11 protein-coding genes are annotated in these 13,476 nt (G+C 72.0%); all 11 read right to left on the reverse strand.

The annotated features are described in order from the left end of the window. Positions 1 to 797 (reverse strand): adenosylhomocysteinase (locus ABTW87_RS14335; protein ID WP_350651252.1); only part of this gene is annotated, 797 nt, incomplete at its 3' end. 293 nt (positions 798 to 1,090) lie between these two features. Continuing rightward, complete coding sequence (gene manA, locus ABTW87_RS14340; RefSeq protein WP_350651253.1) at positions 1,091 to 2,257, reverse strand: mannose-6-phosphate isomerase, class I; 1,167 nt, start codon at positions 2,255 to 2,257, stop codon at positions 1,091 to 1,093. A 4-nt stretch (positions 2,258 to 2,261) separates the two neighbouring features. Beyond that, positions 2,262 to 3,254: a cation diffusion facilitator family transporter gene (locus tag ABTW87_RS14345; protein ID WP_350651254.1), complete on the reverse strand. Its 993-nt coding sequence runs from the start codon at positions 3,252 to 3,254 to the stop codon at positions 2,262 to 2,264. Continuing rightward, complete coding sequence (locus tag ABTW87_RS14350) at positions 3,251 to 4,447, reverse strand: SIS domain-containing protein (protein WP_350651255.1); 1,197 nt, start codon at positions 4,445 to 4,447, stop codon at positions 3,251 to 3,253. Before ABTW87_RS14350 ends, ABTW87_RS14345 begins: the two co-directional genes overlap by 4 nt. Next, complete coding sequence (locus tag ABTW87_RS14355) at positions 4,444 to 4,629, reverse strand: Trm112 family protein (protein WP_350651256.1); 186 nt, start codon at positions 4,627 to 4,629, stop codon at positions 4,444 to 4,446. Before ABTW87_RS14355 ends, ABTW87_RS14350 begins: the two co-directional genes overlap by 4 nt. A gap of 62 nt (positions 4,630 to 4,691) precedes the next feature. Then, positions 4,692 to 6,077, reverse strand: a complete 1,386-nt coding sequence (locus ABTW87_RS14360; RefSeq protein ID WP_350651257.1) for a phosphomannomutase/phosphoglucomutase — start codon at positions 6,075 to 6,077, stop codon at positions 4,692 to 4,694. Between the two features lie 86 nt (positions 6,078 to 6,163). Beyond that, on the reverse strand, positions 6,164 to 7,330 hold the full coding sequence (locus ABTW87_RS14365) for a hypothetical protein (RefSeq protein WP_350651258.1): 1,167 nt from the start codon (positions 7,328 to 7,330) through the stop codon (positions 6,164 to 6,166). Between the two features lie 216 nt (positions 7,331 to 7,546). Next, positions 7,547 to 8,215 (reverse strand): deoxyribonuclease V, encoded by a 669-nt coding sequence (nfi, locus tag ABTW87_RS14370; RefSeq protein ID WP_350651259.1) that lies wholly within the window; start codon positions 8,213 to 8,215, stop codon positions 7,547 to 7,549. Between the two features lie 73 nt (positions 8,216 to 8,288). Next, positions 8,289 to 8,483: a helix-turn-helix transcriptional regulator gene (locus ABTW87_RS14375; protein WP_350651260.1), complete on the reverse strand. Its 195-nt coding sequence runs from the start codon at positions 8,481 to 8,483 to the stop codon at positions 8,289 to 8,291. A gap of 86 nt (positions 8,484 to 8,569) precedes the next feature. Next, on the reverse strand, positions 8,570 to 9,016 hold the full coding sequence (locus ABTW87_RS14380; protein WP_350651261.1) for a hypothetical protein: 447 nt from the start codon (positions 9,014 to 9,016) through the stop codon (positions 8,570 to 8,572). Positions 9,017 to 9,018: 2 nt separating this feature from the next. Continuing rightward, positions 9,019 to 13,476 carry a toxin glutamine deamidase domain-containing protein gene (locus ABTW87_RS14385; protein WP_350651262.1) on the reverse strand — a complete coding sequence of 1,486 codons (4,458 nt, stop codon included), beginning with the start codon at positions 13,474 to 13,476 and terminating at the stop codon, positions 9,019 to 9,021.

The following is a 13,476-nucleotide window of genomic DNA, read 5'->3' on the forward strand; positions in this document are numbered from 1 at the left end:
ATCCCATCAATCAGCGAATGCCGACACCCGTACTTGTTGTCGAACTTGCTCTTCGTCACCGAATCATTCACGTTGATCGCCGGGAACAACAACGTGCCGGCCCGGTGCATCTCATACAACCGGTGCACCCCGGTGGTGGTCTCCTCCGTCACACCCTTGATCCCGGCAGCGATCCGCGTCCACCGCTGCCCGTCCTCGCCCAGCGAACGCCGCAACAGTTCAAGGATGACCCCGTACTCCTCCGAGTCAGCCGACCCGACCGGCGGCACCACACCCGCCCGCTCGAACTCCACACCCTTGTGCACCAACAACGTGGCATCCCCACCATCATCGAGGATCATGTTCGGACCCTGCCCGTCCGGCCACGTCAACACCCGCTCCGTGCACCACCAATACTCCTGAAGGCTCTCGCCCTTCCACGCATACACCGGCACCCCCGCCGGAGCCTCCGGCGTGCCCTCCGGACCGACCACCACCGCAGCAGCGGCATGATCCTGCGTCGAGAAAATGTTGCACGACGCCCACCGCACCCGCGCACCCAACGCCACCAACGTCTCAATCAACACCGCGGTCTGCACCGTCATGTGCAACGACCCCGTCACCCGCGCACCCGCCAACGGCTGCGACCCCGCGAACTCAGCACGAATCGCCATCAAACCCGGCATCTCATGCTCCGCAAGCCGGATCTCCTTACGCCCGAACTCCGCAAGCGACAGATCCGCCACCTTGAAGTCGCCCTCAGCGAGGGTGCTCGGCCGGGAGGTTCCGCTCGCGGACGCCGGAAGGGTGCTGGTCATGAAAGCTCCTGTCGGACGATTGTGCAGCGCGACCATCCACCTTACGCCCGCGCACCGACGGAGCGCCGCCCGGTCCAGGACAGCGCACGGGGCGGTCGGTTGTGGACGGACTTTCCGTCCACCCTCCGGCCGCCCCGTGCATCCCCCCGGTTTGGTTCCCCGCGCGCTTCTCGGGACCGTCGTCGCGATAACGCTGCGTACCCATAGAGTCACACTGCGCTGATAGCGCGTCAAGCGATTCCGGGAAAGTCGGACTTGTGCCGCGTCGATTCACCCCGGGCGTGGCCGCCCGCTCAGCGCACCGGCCCGCAACTCCCGACGTACGCCTCACCCGTACCGGAGACGTGCAGGTCGCCGGCCGCGGCCGGACCGACCGCCGCCTGCCCCGGCCCGAGCACCACCCTGCCGGTGCCATCGTCCACCGCCAGCCGGCCGGAGCAGCACAGCACCACCCGGGGCCCGGCGAGCGGCAGCGTCACCTCGGGGAGGTCCGCGTCCACCCGCACCCGGTGCAGCGCGAAGTCGTCCACCGGCACCGGCCAGCAGGCCACCCCCGGCGCTACCGTCGTCGCCCCGACCACCGGATCGTGCAGCACCTCGAACCGGAGCACCCGCAGCAGCTCGTCCACGTCCACGCGCTTCGGCGTCAGGCCGCCGCGCAGCACGTTGTCGCTCGCGGCCATGATCTCCACACCCATGCCCCGCAGGTAGGCGTGCAGGTTGCCCGCCGGCATCCAGATCGCCTCACCGGGCTCGATCCGCACCCGGTTGAGCAGCAACGCGACAAGCACCCCCGGGTCGCCGGGGTAGGCAGCCGCCAGCTCCCGGGCCAGTTCCGCGTCCGGCCCGTCGACCGGAGCCGACGCGACCGCCGCCACCATCCGGCCACGCTCGGGGGCGGGCCACGTCAGCAGCAGGCGTACCGCCTCGGACAGGCCCGCGGGCCCGGTCCGCAGCGCGGCCAGCACCGGCTCCAGCTCCGGTACGCCGAACGCGGCGAGCGCCTCCGCCGACACCGCCGGATCCCGGAATCCGCAGAGCGCCTCCATCGGCGAGAGCGCCACCAGGAGCTCCGGCTTGTGGTGCGGGTCCACGTAGTTGCGTTGCGCCGCCGGCAGTGCCGCGTCGGCGGCGTGGCCGGCGAGGGCCTGCTCCGGGTCCGGGTGGGCCTGAAGGCTGAGCGGCGCCTCGGCGGCGAGGACCTTCAGCAGGAACGGCAGCCGGGTGCCGAACCGGTCCACCACCTGCTCGCCCAGCCAGTGCCCCGGTTCGGCGATGAGCAGGTCCACCAGGCTGACCCGCGCGCCGTCCCGGTCCACCGCTGCGGGCGCGCCCGGATGCGCGCCCAGCCACAGCTCCGCCTCGGGCTCGGCGGTCGGGATCGGCCTCCCCTGCAACGTGGCGATCCCTGAGCGGGAGCCCCAGGCGTAGTTCCGGATCGGCCCGTACAGCAGCTCCATGAGGTCAGCCTCCGGACCGCCCCGCGACGTCTCCCGGCTCGGTCGCTTCCGTTTGCGCCGCGCCCTCGGCGGCGGCCTGCGCGGCGGCGTTGTAGATGTCGGGCTCCAGGTAGATCACCCGGGCAGTGGGAACGGCGGCGCGGATCCGCGCCTCGACGGCGTTGATGCCGCGGGCCAGCTCCTCGGCGCTGTCGCACGGTGGCACGCCGATCTTCGCCGCCACCATCAGCTCCTCCGGACCGAGGTAGAGCGTCTTCATGTGGATGATCCGATCGACCTCCGGGCCGGCGACGACCGCCTTCTCGATGGCCTCGACGTCGTGCGCCTCGGCGCCCTCGCCGAGCAGCAGGCTCTTGGTCTCGATCGCGAGGATGACGGCGATCACCACCAGCAGGACACCGATCATCGCGGTGCCGAGCGCGTCCCATTCCCCGTTACCGGTGATCAGCGTCATGCTGACGCCGAACAGCGCGAAGACCAGACCGACCAGTGCGCCCAGGTCCTCCAGCAACACCACTGGCAGCTCCGGTGCCTTGGCCCGCCGGACGAACCGCACCCAGGACTGCGTGCCCCGGACGCGGTTCGACTCGACGATCGCGGTGCGGAACGAGAACGTCTCCATGATGATGGCGACCACCAGCACCACGACCGGCACCCACTGCCAGTTCTCGATCGGGTGCGGGTCCGAGTACTTGTGCCACGCCTCGTACAGCGCGAAGAGGCCACCGACGCTGAACAGCACGATCGCGACGATGAACGCGTAGATGTAGCGCTCCCGGCCGTACCCGAACGGGTGCTGTGGGGTGGCCGCACGCTTGGCGCGCCGGCCGCCGAGCAGCAGCAGGCCCTGGTTGCCGGAGTCGGCGACCGAGTGGATCGACTCGGCCAACATCGACGACGAGCCGGTCAGCATGAACGCGATGAACTTCGTGACGGCGATGCCGACGTTGGCCAGCAGGGCGGCAACGATCGCCTTCGTCCCACCGTTGGCGCTCACTGGTTCGCCAGCTCCTTCATTTCGGTGATGGCCGGAACGGCCATCGGGTCCAGCCCGTGGGCCAGGGCGAGGTAGATCGACGCGAAGTCCGGAACCGCGATCAGCGAGGCCAGGCGTTCCAGCGCAGAGCCACCCTCGGCGGTGACCACGTCGCAGCGCACCCCGCGCCGCTCGGCGAGGGTCTGGACCGCGTCAGCGCGCCGCTCCTCGACCACGAGCGGCTCGTCGGCGTCGTCCTCCGGGTTGAGGCCGCCGTCGCGCAGCAGCACCAGCCGCAGCCGGGTGCCGCTCGGCGCCTCCTCGTCGGGGTCGGCGAAGATGTCCCGCTCCCCCTCGACCAGCCCGCCGAACACGCCGTCGAGCAGGCCGACCCGGCCACGGCCGGCCTCGCCGAGCGCCCCGGAGACCACCGGGTAGCGGGCGTTCGCCGACAGCGTGTCGCCGAACCGGCGGGCCGCGACGGTGGCCAGCGGCGACGAACCCCAGACGATCGGGATCGAGCCGGCCAGGCCCAGCGCGAGCGACTTGGCCGGATTGACGAAGGACTCGGCGGACGGGCGGCTCCGGTCGGCGTCGGCGTCCAGCCGGGCCGCGGTCTCCGCCAGGTCCGCCTCGTTGACCTTCACCAGGCCGAGCGTACGAGCCGCGAGCAGCACCGGCACGGTCAGCGCCCAGAGACTGGCCCGGGCCGGGGCGCGCCGGGGCACCGGAATGAACGGGGCACGGGCGCGCTCCGCCACCGACTGCAGCTGCGAGTCCGGAGCGCCGACCGCGACGAGGCGGGCGCCCCGACGGTGGGCCGCCTCGGCCGCGCCGAGCGCCTCGGGGCTGCGGCCGGAGGCGCTGACCGCGATGACCACGTCGGCGGCGCCAACCCAGCCGGGGACACCGGCGCTGCGGTGCGGGATCACCGGCACCGGGCAGCGCGGCCCGGCGACCGTCGCCAGCACGTCACCGGTGCGTCCCGCGGTGCCGATGCCGGCGATGACGACCGCTCGCGGGCGCCCCTCACCGGCCAGCAGCGACAGGTTGGCCTCAGCGGCGAGGGCGGCCGACTCACGCACCTGCGCCCCGGCCGACGCGGTGTGCCGCAGCATCCCACCCGGATCCCGCTCGGCGAGCGCGTCCGGGTCGTCGAGCAGAGCCTCGTCGGCTTCGCGATGGCCGCTGACCCCGGCCGTACCGTCGATCACGACCGCTCCGCCGGGCCGCCGCGCGCCTCGTCCAGCAGCAGCACCGGTACGCCGTCGCGGACCTCGAAGATCCGGCCGCACTCTGTGCAGGTCAGGGTCTGCTCCTCGGCGTCGTAGTCAAGCGGGGCGTGGTGCGTGTCCGGACAGGCGAGGATCTCCAGCAACTGCGGGTCCAGGGCCACGGCGCGGCTCCTTCCACCTCTGTGGCTTCACCGGTCGGCGGTGCCGACCGGCGCACGGGATCTTATCGGCGAACCCGGTCGAGCACCTCGTCGCGGAGCGAGGTCATCCGTTCCCGGGTCGGGGCCTCGACGTTGAGCCGCAGCAGCGGCTCGGTGTTGGAGGCCCGCAGGTTGAACCAGGCGCCGTCGGGAAAGCGCAGCGTGAGGCCGTCCAGCTCGTCGGCCTCCGCCTCGGGGTACGCCGCCCGCACCTCGGCCACCTTCGCCGCCTGGTCGTCGACGGTGGAGTTGATCTCACCGGAGGCGACGTACCGCTCGTACTCGCCGGCCAGCACCGACAGCGGAAGCGACTGCTCGCCCAGCGCGGCCAGCGTGTGCATCGCGGCGAGCATGCCGGTGTCGGCGAACCAGAAGTCCCGGAAGTAGTAGTGGGCGGAGTGCTCGCCACCGAAGATGGCGTTGGTCCGGGCCATCTCCGCCTTGATGAACGAGTGCCCGACCCGGGCCACCACCGGCTCGCCGCCGTTCTCCCGGATGATCTCCGGGACCGCGCTGGACGTGATCAGATTGTGGATCACCGTCGAGCCCGGGTGCTTCGCCAGCTCGCGGGCGGCGACCAGGGCAGTGATCGCGGACGGCGAGACCGGCTCACCGCGCTCGTCGACGACGAAGCAGCGGTCGGCGTCGCCGTCGAAGGCCAGCCCGATCTCCGCACCGTGTTCCAGGACCGCCCGCTGGAGGTCGACCAGGTTCCTGGGGTCCAGCGGGTTCGCCTCGTGGTTGGGGAACGTGCCGTCCAACTCGAAGTAGAGCGGCACGATCTCCAACGGCAGCGCCGGCAGCGCGGCGTCGCCGAGCACGGTCGGGACGGTGTAGCCGCCCATGCCGTTGCCGGCGTCCACGACGACCTTCAACGGCCGGATCCGGGAGAGGTCGACCAGCTTGCGCAGGTAGGCCGCGTAATCCGCGAGCAGGTCACGCCGGTGCACCGGTGCGGCCGGCTCGCCGGCCGGGCGCGAGCCGCCCGAATCCAGCAGCGCCTGCGCCCGGCCCCGGATCTCGGCGAGGCCGCTGTCCTGCCCGATCGGGCGGGCACCGGAACGGCACAGCTTGATGCCGTTGTACTGCGCGGGGTTGTGGCTGGCCGTGAACATCGCGCCGGGCAGGCCGAGCGACCCGGAGGCGTAGTAGAGCATGTCGGTCGAGGCCAGGCCCAGCTCGACGACCGCACGCCCCTCCGCCCGGACGCCGGCGGCAAAGGCGGCGGCGAGACCGGGACCGGTGGCCCGCATGTCGTGGCCGATCAGCACAGCGTCACCGGGCTCGTCGGAGGCGTTGAGCACCTGGGCGAAGGCGGCCCCGAGCGCCTCCGCCACGCGCTCGTCCCACTGGTCCGGCACCGTCCCACGCACGTCGTAGGCCTTCACGATCTGGGACAGATCAGTCACCGGTTCCGCTCCTCGCGCTGCTGGTCGTCAACGGCCTGAGCGTATCGGAGGGCCGCCGGGCACTCTGGCCCAGACGGGGAGCCGCCCTACTCCGGCTGCCGCGGCATGAACCGGGTGCGGTCGTCCTCGGCGGGCGGGTTGGCGGCCGGAGTCCCGTACTGACCGGGGACGGGTGGGGCCGGTGGGGCAGCAGGACGGCTCTGCGCCGGCGGCCCCGGCGGCATCGCCTGGGTGGCCTCGGGCGGCAACGCCTGGGTGGCCTCAGGGGGCATCGCCTGGGTGGCCTCAGGCGGCATCGCCTGGGTGGCGTCGACCGGGGCACCGTAGAGGCCCGGGGCGGGGCGTTGCGCGGGCGGGGTGCCGTACAGCCCCGGCGTGGCCGGGCGGCCGGCAGCCGGCTGTCCGTACACCTGGCCGGGTCGGCCCGGCACGGGGGGCGGCCCCTGCGCGGAGCGGTAGGTGCCGCCACCGGGGGCCGGTGGGGCGCCGGGCCCAGCCTCCTTGTCCTCGCGGAAACGGCGGACCAGCAGAACGATCAGGACGATACCGACCGCGACCATGGCCAGCCCGAAGAACATGATCATCGAACCGCCGGACGACTGGGCCGCCGCGGGGTCGACCGCACCACCCCCGGGGTCCGCCAGGGCCTCGACCGACGTGCCGTCCTCCGCCGTGGCCGCCTCCGTCACCTCGGCACTCGGCGTCGGGGAAGGTGTCCGTGACCGGGACGGCGTCGGCGAGGCGGAGGCGCGGCCGCCGACCACGCGGGAGCCGTCGGAGCCCCGGCCGAGCACCTGGCCGACCGCGTTGGTGGCCTCGCCGACGACGGCCAACAGGCCCTCCCGGGTGTCGGCGGCGAACGCCACCCGGTACCGGACGGTGATCCGCTTGCCCTTGCAGAGGCGCGGGTTCGCCGGCGAGGTCGCCGCGGTGGTCGCACCGCCCCCGCCACCGCTCAGCGCCACCGGGAACCACTGGCCGCCCGCGTTGACCTGCACCCGGACCTGATCCCCCCGGAGCCCGTCGAGGCGCAGGGCGAGCGCGGTACGCAGCAGCACACAGCCCTCCGTACGCTTGCGCACCTCCACGGCGACGCCCTGGGCCGAACCGCCGGCGGTGAAACGCCCGGCCGCGCTCACCCGCACCGAGTCCTCTTCAGCCAGCGCCGGCGGCGCGTTGAGCGCCACCAGCGCGCCGACGACCGCGCAGACCGTCGCCAGCCGTGCCGTGAGCCGCCCTACCGCCATGATCACCTCGCCGTTCCTCCCCGATCGGGGTTCGCCGGTCAGGCTACTACCGGGCCCGAACAGGCCCCGGTCATAGAGCGCCCCGGATGTGCTCGGCATTACCCTCCCCCACTCCACCCAACGCCCCCTGCCCGCCCTCGCCCCTTCCCCGCCCCTTCCCCGCCGCTTCTCCGTTGATCATGAAGTTGTAGCCGTCGTCGTCGGCGTGTCGCAGCTACAACTTCATGATCGACTGACGGTGGCGGCGGGGTGGGTGGCGGCCAGGGTGTCCCGGCAGAGCCGGTCGGCGGTACGCGTGGTCTCCGGCAGCCGGAAGCGTGGAGTCACCGCGAGCACCTGGTCGACTGCATTCGTCAGGCTCATCCGGTGCCCGACGCTGACGAACACCGGCTTCACCCCGTCCCGGGTCCGCAGCACCGCGCCCACCACCTCGTCACCGTCCACCAGCGGCGTCCACGCACCGCGCTCCCCGGACGGCGGATCCCACCGGCCCACCAGCGGCGTCTTCCCGACCCCGACCGCCGGCAGGCCGGTCACCACCCCCAGATGGCACGCCAACCCGAACCGGCGCGGGTGCGCCAACCCGTGGCCATCACAAACCAGCAGGTCCGGCACCGTACGCAGGCGGTGCAGCGCGTCGAGCAGCGCGGGCAACTCCCGGAAGGCGAACAGCCCGGGAACGTACGGGAAGGCCGGTCGACCGACACTCACCGCCCGGTCGACGACCGTCAGGGTCGCCGCATCCAGCACCGTCACGGCCGCGGCGAGCCGGTCACCGCCCTCGTCGTACGCGACGTCCAGGCCGGCCACCCGGGCGGGTGCGGTGGGCCCGGGACCGACCAGGTCGACGAGAGGACGCAGCCGGTCCTGGGTGACGAGAGCGGCGGCCACGTCGGCGGGAGGCTCGTAAGGAACTGTCGGACGCAGCAAGGTGAGAGCCTCCGCAGCGGGTTGATTCCCAGTTTCAGTCCAGGTCAGAGCGCTTGGCGGCAATCCAGCGCTCTACGTCCTCAGCGAGCCACACGTTGCCCATCGACAGCTCGGCTACCGGCTCAGGGAAGTCTCTGCGACTGGTGATCTGGTAGACGCGCTGACGTGAGATTCCGCCCAGCATCACTCTGATCTCCGCTGAGCCGACCAGCCGCAGCTTCTTCGCCATGAGCAGGACGCTAGGTGTCTGCCTACTAGTCTTTCAACCGCAGGCGATGCTGCACCGCCCTGGATTGGCGGAATGGCAAGTTCTGCTCACGACTCAATCTGCTGGACGAGGCCCGGGTCTGCCGCTGGATCGCCACGATGCCTGAGTTCCTCCTCGAACATCACGTACGTTTGTAGCCTGATGCCGCGTATCAAGGCCAACTCCGTCGCAGTTAACGGTCGCTTCTCACGCTCCGCAACGTCCAGGATCGCTTCCACCGTTTCGTACAAAGCAAAGACAGGCCCCTCTCCGCGCAAATGCCGACCGCGATCGCGCTCGGTCGACTGAATGAACGAGTCGACTGTCAGGTGACTGATCTCGCCACCAACGGCGGACAAGATTTCGCGAACAAGGTCGTTGGCCAGTTCCCAGCCACCAGTCTCGTCGGAGAGACGCCAAGCCTGGATGCCTTCGTCGTCGGTGGCGACCATCTTGACGGGCGACTTGTAGTAGCTGAAGTAGGCAGGAAGGACGAGACCGGGTGCCTGCGCCATCACTACACAACTCCATCCACTGCCGCTTGGAGAGCACGCCAGAAGTGACGCTGTTCCTGCGCGATCACACCGTTCCAGATGGCTCGCTCCATGCTGGACATCGTACGCCCCTCTTCCTCAGCGATCGATTGCATGTCCCGCCGCACTTCGTACAGGGCGTGTTCCCACTCCGCGACTTCGGTCAGGCCACGCAACTCAAGGCGAAACTCGGCGACGTGTCCATTCGAAGTGCTTATACACAACCTGATATCGCGATATCCACTCAATTGTGGGCGCAGAAAACGATCTTCGCATTCAACGATTCGGATCGAATCATCATCCAGGAGCGCTCCGAAAGCAAGGTAAAGCTCCGACAGGGTTTGAAACGTAGTCCGCGCGGCAGCCAGGTCCGTCAGCAGGGACACATCGCCCCGATACTTAACGATCTTGTCATTCGCTCGTTTCCTGTCTTTCGGTTCACGGCGGCCGGTGGCAACAGCACCTTCCGAACAGGAGGCGATGTGTTCGGCCAAGGCGTCCACCTCCTCCTGCGCGCTCACCGAGTCGCGGTACAACAGATTGAGAAACTCTCGCCGATATCCGGCGTCCGCTTTTCTTCTCGCATCGAAGCCAGGCTGACGCGCCTGATCAATCATTGGCGACGCTGCCAGACTTCGAGCGCGTTGGACAGCAGTGAGTGGAGTTGGATCCGGCTGCGCCATGTCACGACCGAAGGCATCCACCCCCCGCGTGTCGATCTCAGCTAGAACGCCGCCGAGGACGTTGACCGCTTGGGGGTGGCCTGCCAGGTGATGAAGCGTCACAGGTCGGGCGGTCAGCGATGCCAGCAACTCGGGGATCGTGTGGACAATCCGAACCAGGTCAGGTGCCTCGATCAGCTGCCGCAGCAGGGTGTCGGCGAACCGCGGCTTGTACCTTTCGGGATCTCGCAGGATCGCCTCGAACATGGAGCGCGTGCGCGCGTCGCCCAGCACCTCGGCGAGGGCGCCTGCGGCCTGTTCGTCGAGATGGGGAGCCGCAGCCCGCAACTCCACCCCGAGACCGACAGCCGACCCGTCTCCGGCGACGGAAGCCAGGAGGGCCGTGAGGTCCCGCCCGGTGCGGTCCGAGAGCCCGGCTGTCCCGGGCTGTGCATCCTCGGATGCCTGATCCCGCAGCCGGGCATCGCTTGCTCGGCTCTGTTCGGCGCCTCCTGGCCGCTCATCGCGAGGTTGAGCCGGCGGTTCCGCCGAACCGGGGCTGGCGAGGAGGTGGAGGCGGTTGAGGTACGGCTCGCCGTACCCCTGGTGTTCGGTGGCGGGCGGGTACGCCGGCAGGTCCGGTCGTTGGCTGAACAGGCCGCGCTGCAGGCCCGCCAGCGGCATCGGCGCCCCGTCGCCACCGATCACGAGGACGTCGACGTCCACCGCGTTGTACGGGTGCGGGACGCCACGGTGGCGGCCCAGCGGCCGGTCGGCGATCTCGCCGGATTGCGGGTCGAGGTAGAGGATGCTGCCGTTCTGGTTCAGCGCCACCCAGATGTGCGAGCCGCCACCTTCCCACTGGTTGATGACGAACGCGAAGCTGCCGTGGCCGCCGACGAGCAGTTGGTCACGCAGGTTGCGGTACCCGGTGTCCAGGACACGGGCCCGTTCGTCGGGCGACGTCCCGGACGGCGGCTGGCACAGGCGCTGGAAGCGCCCGCCGGTGACGTCCTCGATCCGCCCGGGGCCGTTGGCCTCGCCGTTGAGTGGGCGGGTGACGTCGCCGAGGGCGTACGCGTCGAAGGTGCGGGGCGCCGAGACTCGCGGCCGGCCGTGCACCCAGGTCTCGAAGAGGGACAGGGTGCAGTCGACGCAGTTGATGCCACGGGTCGGGTCGGCCTGCGGCCCGCCGTCGTTGAGCAGCCGGAACCAGCTGCCGACGCGGGGGTCGGGCGTGCGCACCATCGTCCCGTCCGCTCGGCGGGGCACCTGCCGCTCGACGTCCCGCTGGTGCAGCGCCAGCGGTGGGCGCAGCCCGCCTCGGCGGTCGTACGGTCGGGAGCGGTCGATCGGCGGTGGGTGGTCGTCTCCCGTCAACGCGGAGCGGTCCTCAACCCGGACGGGACCGCGCGCAAGGTCCCCTACGTCGTCGTTGATCCGCTCGAAGTCCTCGCCGGTGACGGTCACGACGCCGGGCGCGACCGTGCCGGCCAGCACCGCCTCCGCCAGGTCCCGCTGGCGGTGGCACCAGCGCTCACGGTCCCGCCCCTCGGTGAAGAGCTGGTCGGACACCGCCCGGTAGCCGGCCCGGCCCAGGCGCCGGCTCTCGCTGAGCAGCCACCGTGCCTCGTCGTACGCGCGGTCCGCCGCGTAGCGCAGTTGCTCCGCCCGGTCGCGTCGACGGTTCTCCTCGTGGTTGGTCCGCTGGTGCTCGAAGTGCCCCCGGTACCGGCGCCGCTCGAAGGCATCCTGATCGGCCGCCCAGCGCGCCGCGTACCACTCGGGGGTGCGGGGGCGGGGCGCCGCCGGCCGGGCCACCAGCGGCTCATCCCTCGGTGGCAGCGGCGGAGGGACCGGCGGCAGCGGCGGAGCGAAGCCGGCATCGAGCGGCGGCAGCGGCGGAGCGAAGCCGGCGTCGAGCGGCGGGGACGGCGGAGGTAGCTGCGGCGCGCCGCCAGCGCGTGTCGGCGGGGGCGCGGGGGCGGGCGCGGTCGGCCCGGCAAGGGGCTGCACCACCGGACCCGGCTGCGGCACCGGACCCGGCTGCACCACCGGACCCGGCTGCGCCAAAGGACCCGGCTGCGTCGGCCCGGTCACGGGCGGGACCGGTACGGCTGCCACCAGCGGCACCAGCCCGGCGGTCACCGGGACGCCCGGCCCGGGAGCAATCAGCGCGTTCGGCCCGGCCCCGACCGGTCCTGCCGGGCCAGCGGTCACGGGAGCGACCTGCCCGGCGGTCGCAGGCGCGACGGGCCCGGCGGCTGACGGTCCCGTGTGGCTCGCGTGTGCCAGCGGACCGGTCGTGACCGCCGCCGGACCCGTGGAGCTGGATGCCGGTGGGCCGGCCGCACCTGAGCCGGCGAGGGATGGCGCGGAAACCGCCGGTGCGGCACCCGAGCCGGTGACCGGCGCCGAAGGCCCGTCGGCGACCGAGGAGAGCGTCGGGCTGGCGGGTGACGGGGGCGTCTCGGGCACCGCCCGGTCCACCGACGACGGGACGCCCGACCGGGACGCGTCGGCCGCGAGAGCACCGTCACCGACCCCCGGCGACGTCGGCTCGGCTGCCCGCGTACCCCCGGTGGACGCCTCGCCGCCGATTACCGGTGCCGGCGCGACGGCGGCCGTGGGGCCGTCGCCGGCCCGCTGAGTGGGCACGACGGCGTCCACCGGGACGGCGCCGGCCGCGGTCGGACCCGCGGCGCCGGCCAGGAGCGCCGACGACCCGTCCGGCCCTGGAACGGCGGACGGCATCCCCGCCAGCGCGTCGAGCCGCCCGTCGAGGCGGGCGTGCAGAGCCGCGTCGGCCTGGGTGGTCACCGAGCCACGGGCACCCGAGACGGCCGCACGGACGGCCTCCTCCACGGACGCCGGCCCCTGGCCGGTGGCGAGGCTCGCGGCCTGCTCGGCGAGCACCTCCCCGGTCATCTCCCGGGCGACGTGTTCGCCGATCCGGGCACCCCGGCCGGTGGCGTGCCGACCGAGACCGGCGAGCGGCGCGACCGCGCCGCCGGCCAGCCCACCGACCGCGGAGGCGGTCAGGTCGGTCACGTCCAGGCCGTGCCGGCGGCCGGTGGAGTTCTGGTACGCCTGCGTGGCGAGCGTGATCCCGGACTCCTCGGCCGCCTCGGACAGGCCGCCGGCCGCCGCCCGCCGGGCGAACCCGCGGACGCCGCCCTCGGCGACCTCCTTGGCGGCGCGTTCCCCGACCTCCTTCAGCCCCCGCTTGAGGGTCTTGCGGGCGAGCTGCGCCAGGAGCCGCCTGAAGATCTGCTGGACGATGACACGGGTCGCGGCGATCGCGGCGGCCGCGGCGGGTGAGGCCGCGCCGGCGGTCAGCACGGTGGCGACCGCCAGGCCGATCAGCTCGACGACCAGGATCCCCAGCTCGATCCAGACCTCCAGCTTGGCGCCCTCGATGTCGCAGCCGCACTCCTCGACGAGTCGGCCCAGGTCGTGACTGACCGCCAGGAGCGCGGGCAGCGCGGCGTCGTCGCCCTCGGCGATCCGCCGCCAGGCACCGTCGAAGGCGGCCTCCACCGCGCCGACCCCGCCGTACCCGCCGCGTACCTCGGCGGCTGCGGCGACGGCGTCGGCGTGCGGGCCGGCCAGCGTGGCGGCGACCGCGTACCACTGGTCGGCCAGGTCCCACACCGCCCGCTCGTCGCCGTCCGGCCACTCCACGCCGACCACCCAGTCGAGGGCGTCGTACATCCAGCCCGGCAGGTCCCAGGGCGAGTAGTCGAGCGGGTGCGGAATCGGGCTCGGCAACAGGGTCAT

Origin of the sequence: Micromonospora sp. NPDC126480, from assembly GCF_040302465.1 — a bacterium.
Taxonomy (GTDB): Bacteria; Actinomycetota; Actinomycetes; order Mycobacteriales; family Micromonosporaceae; genus Micromonospora.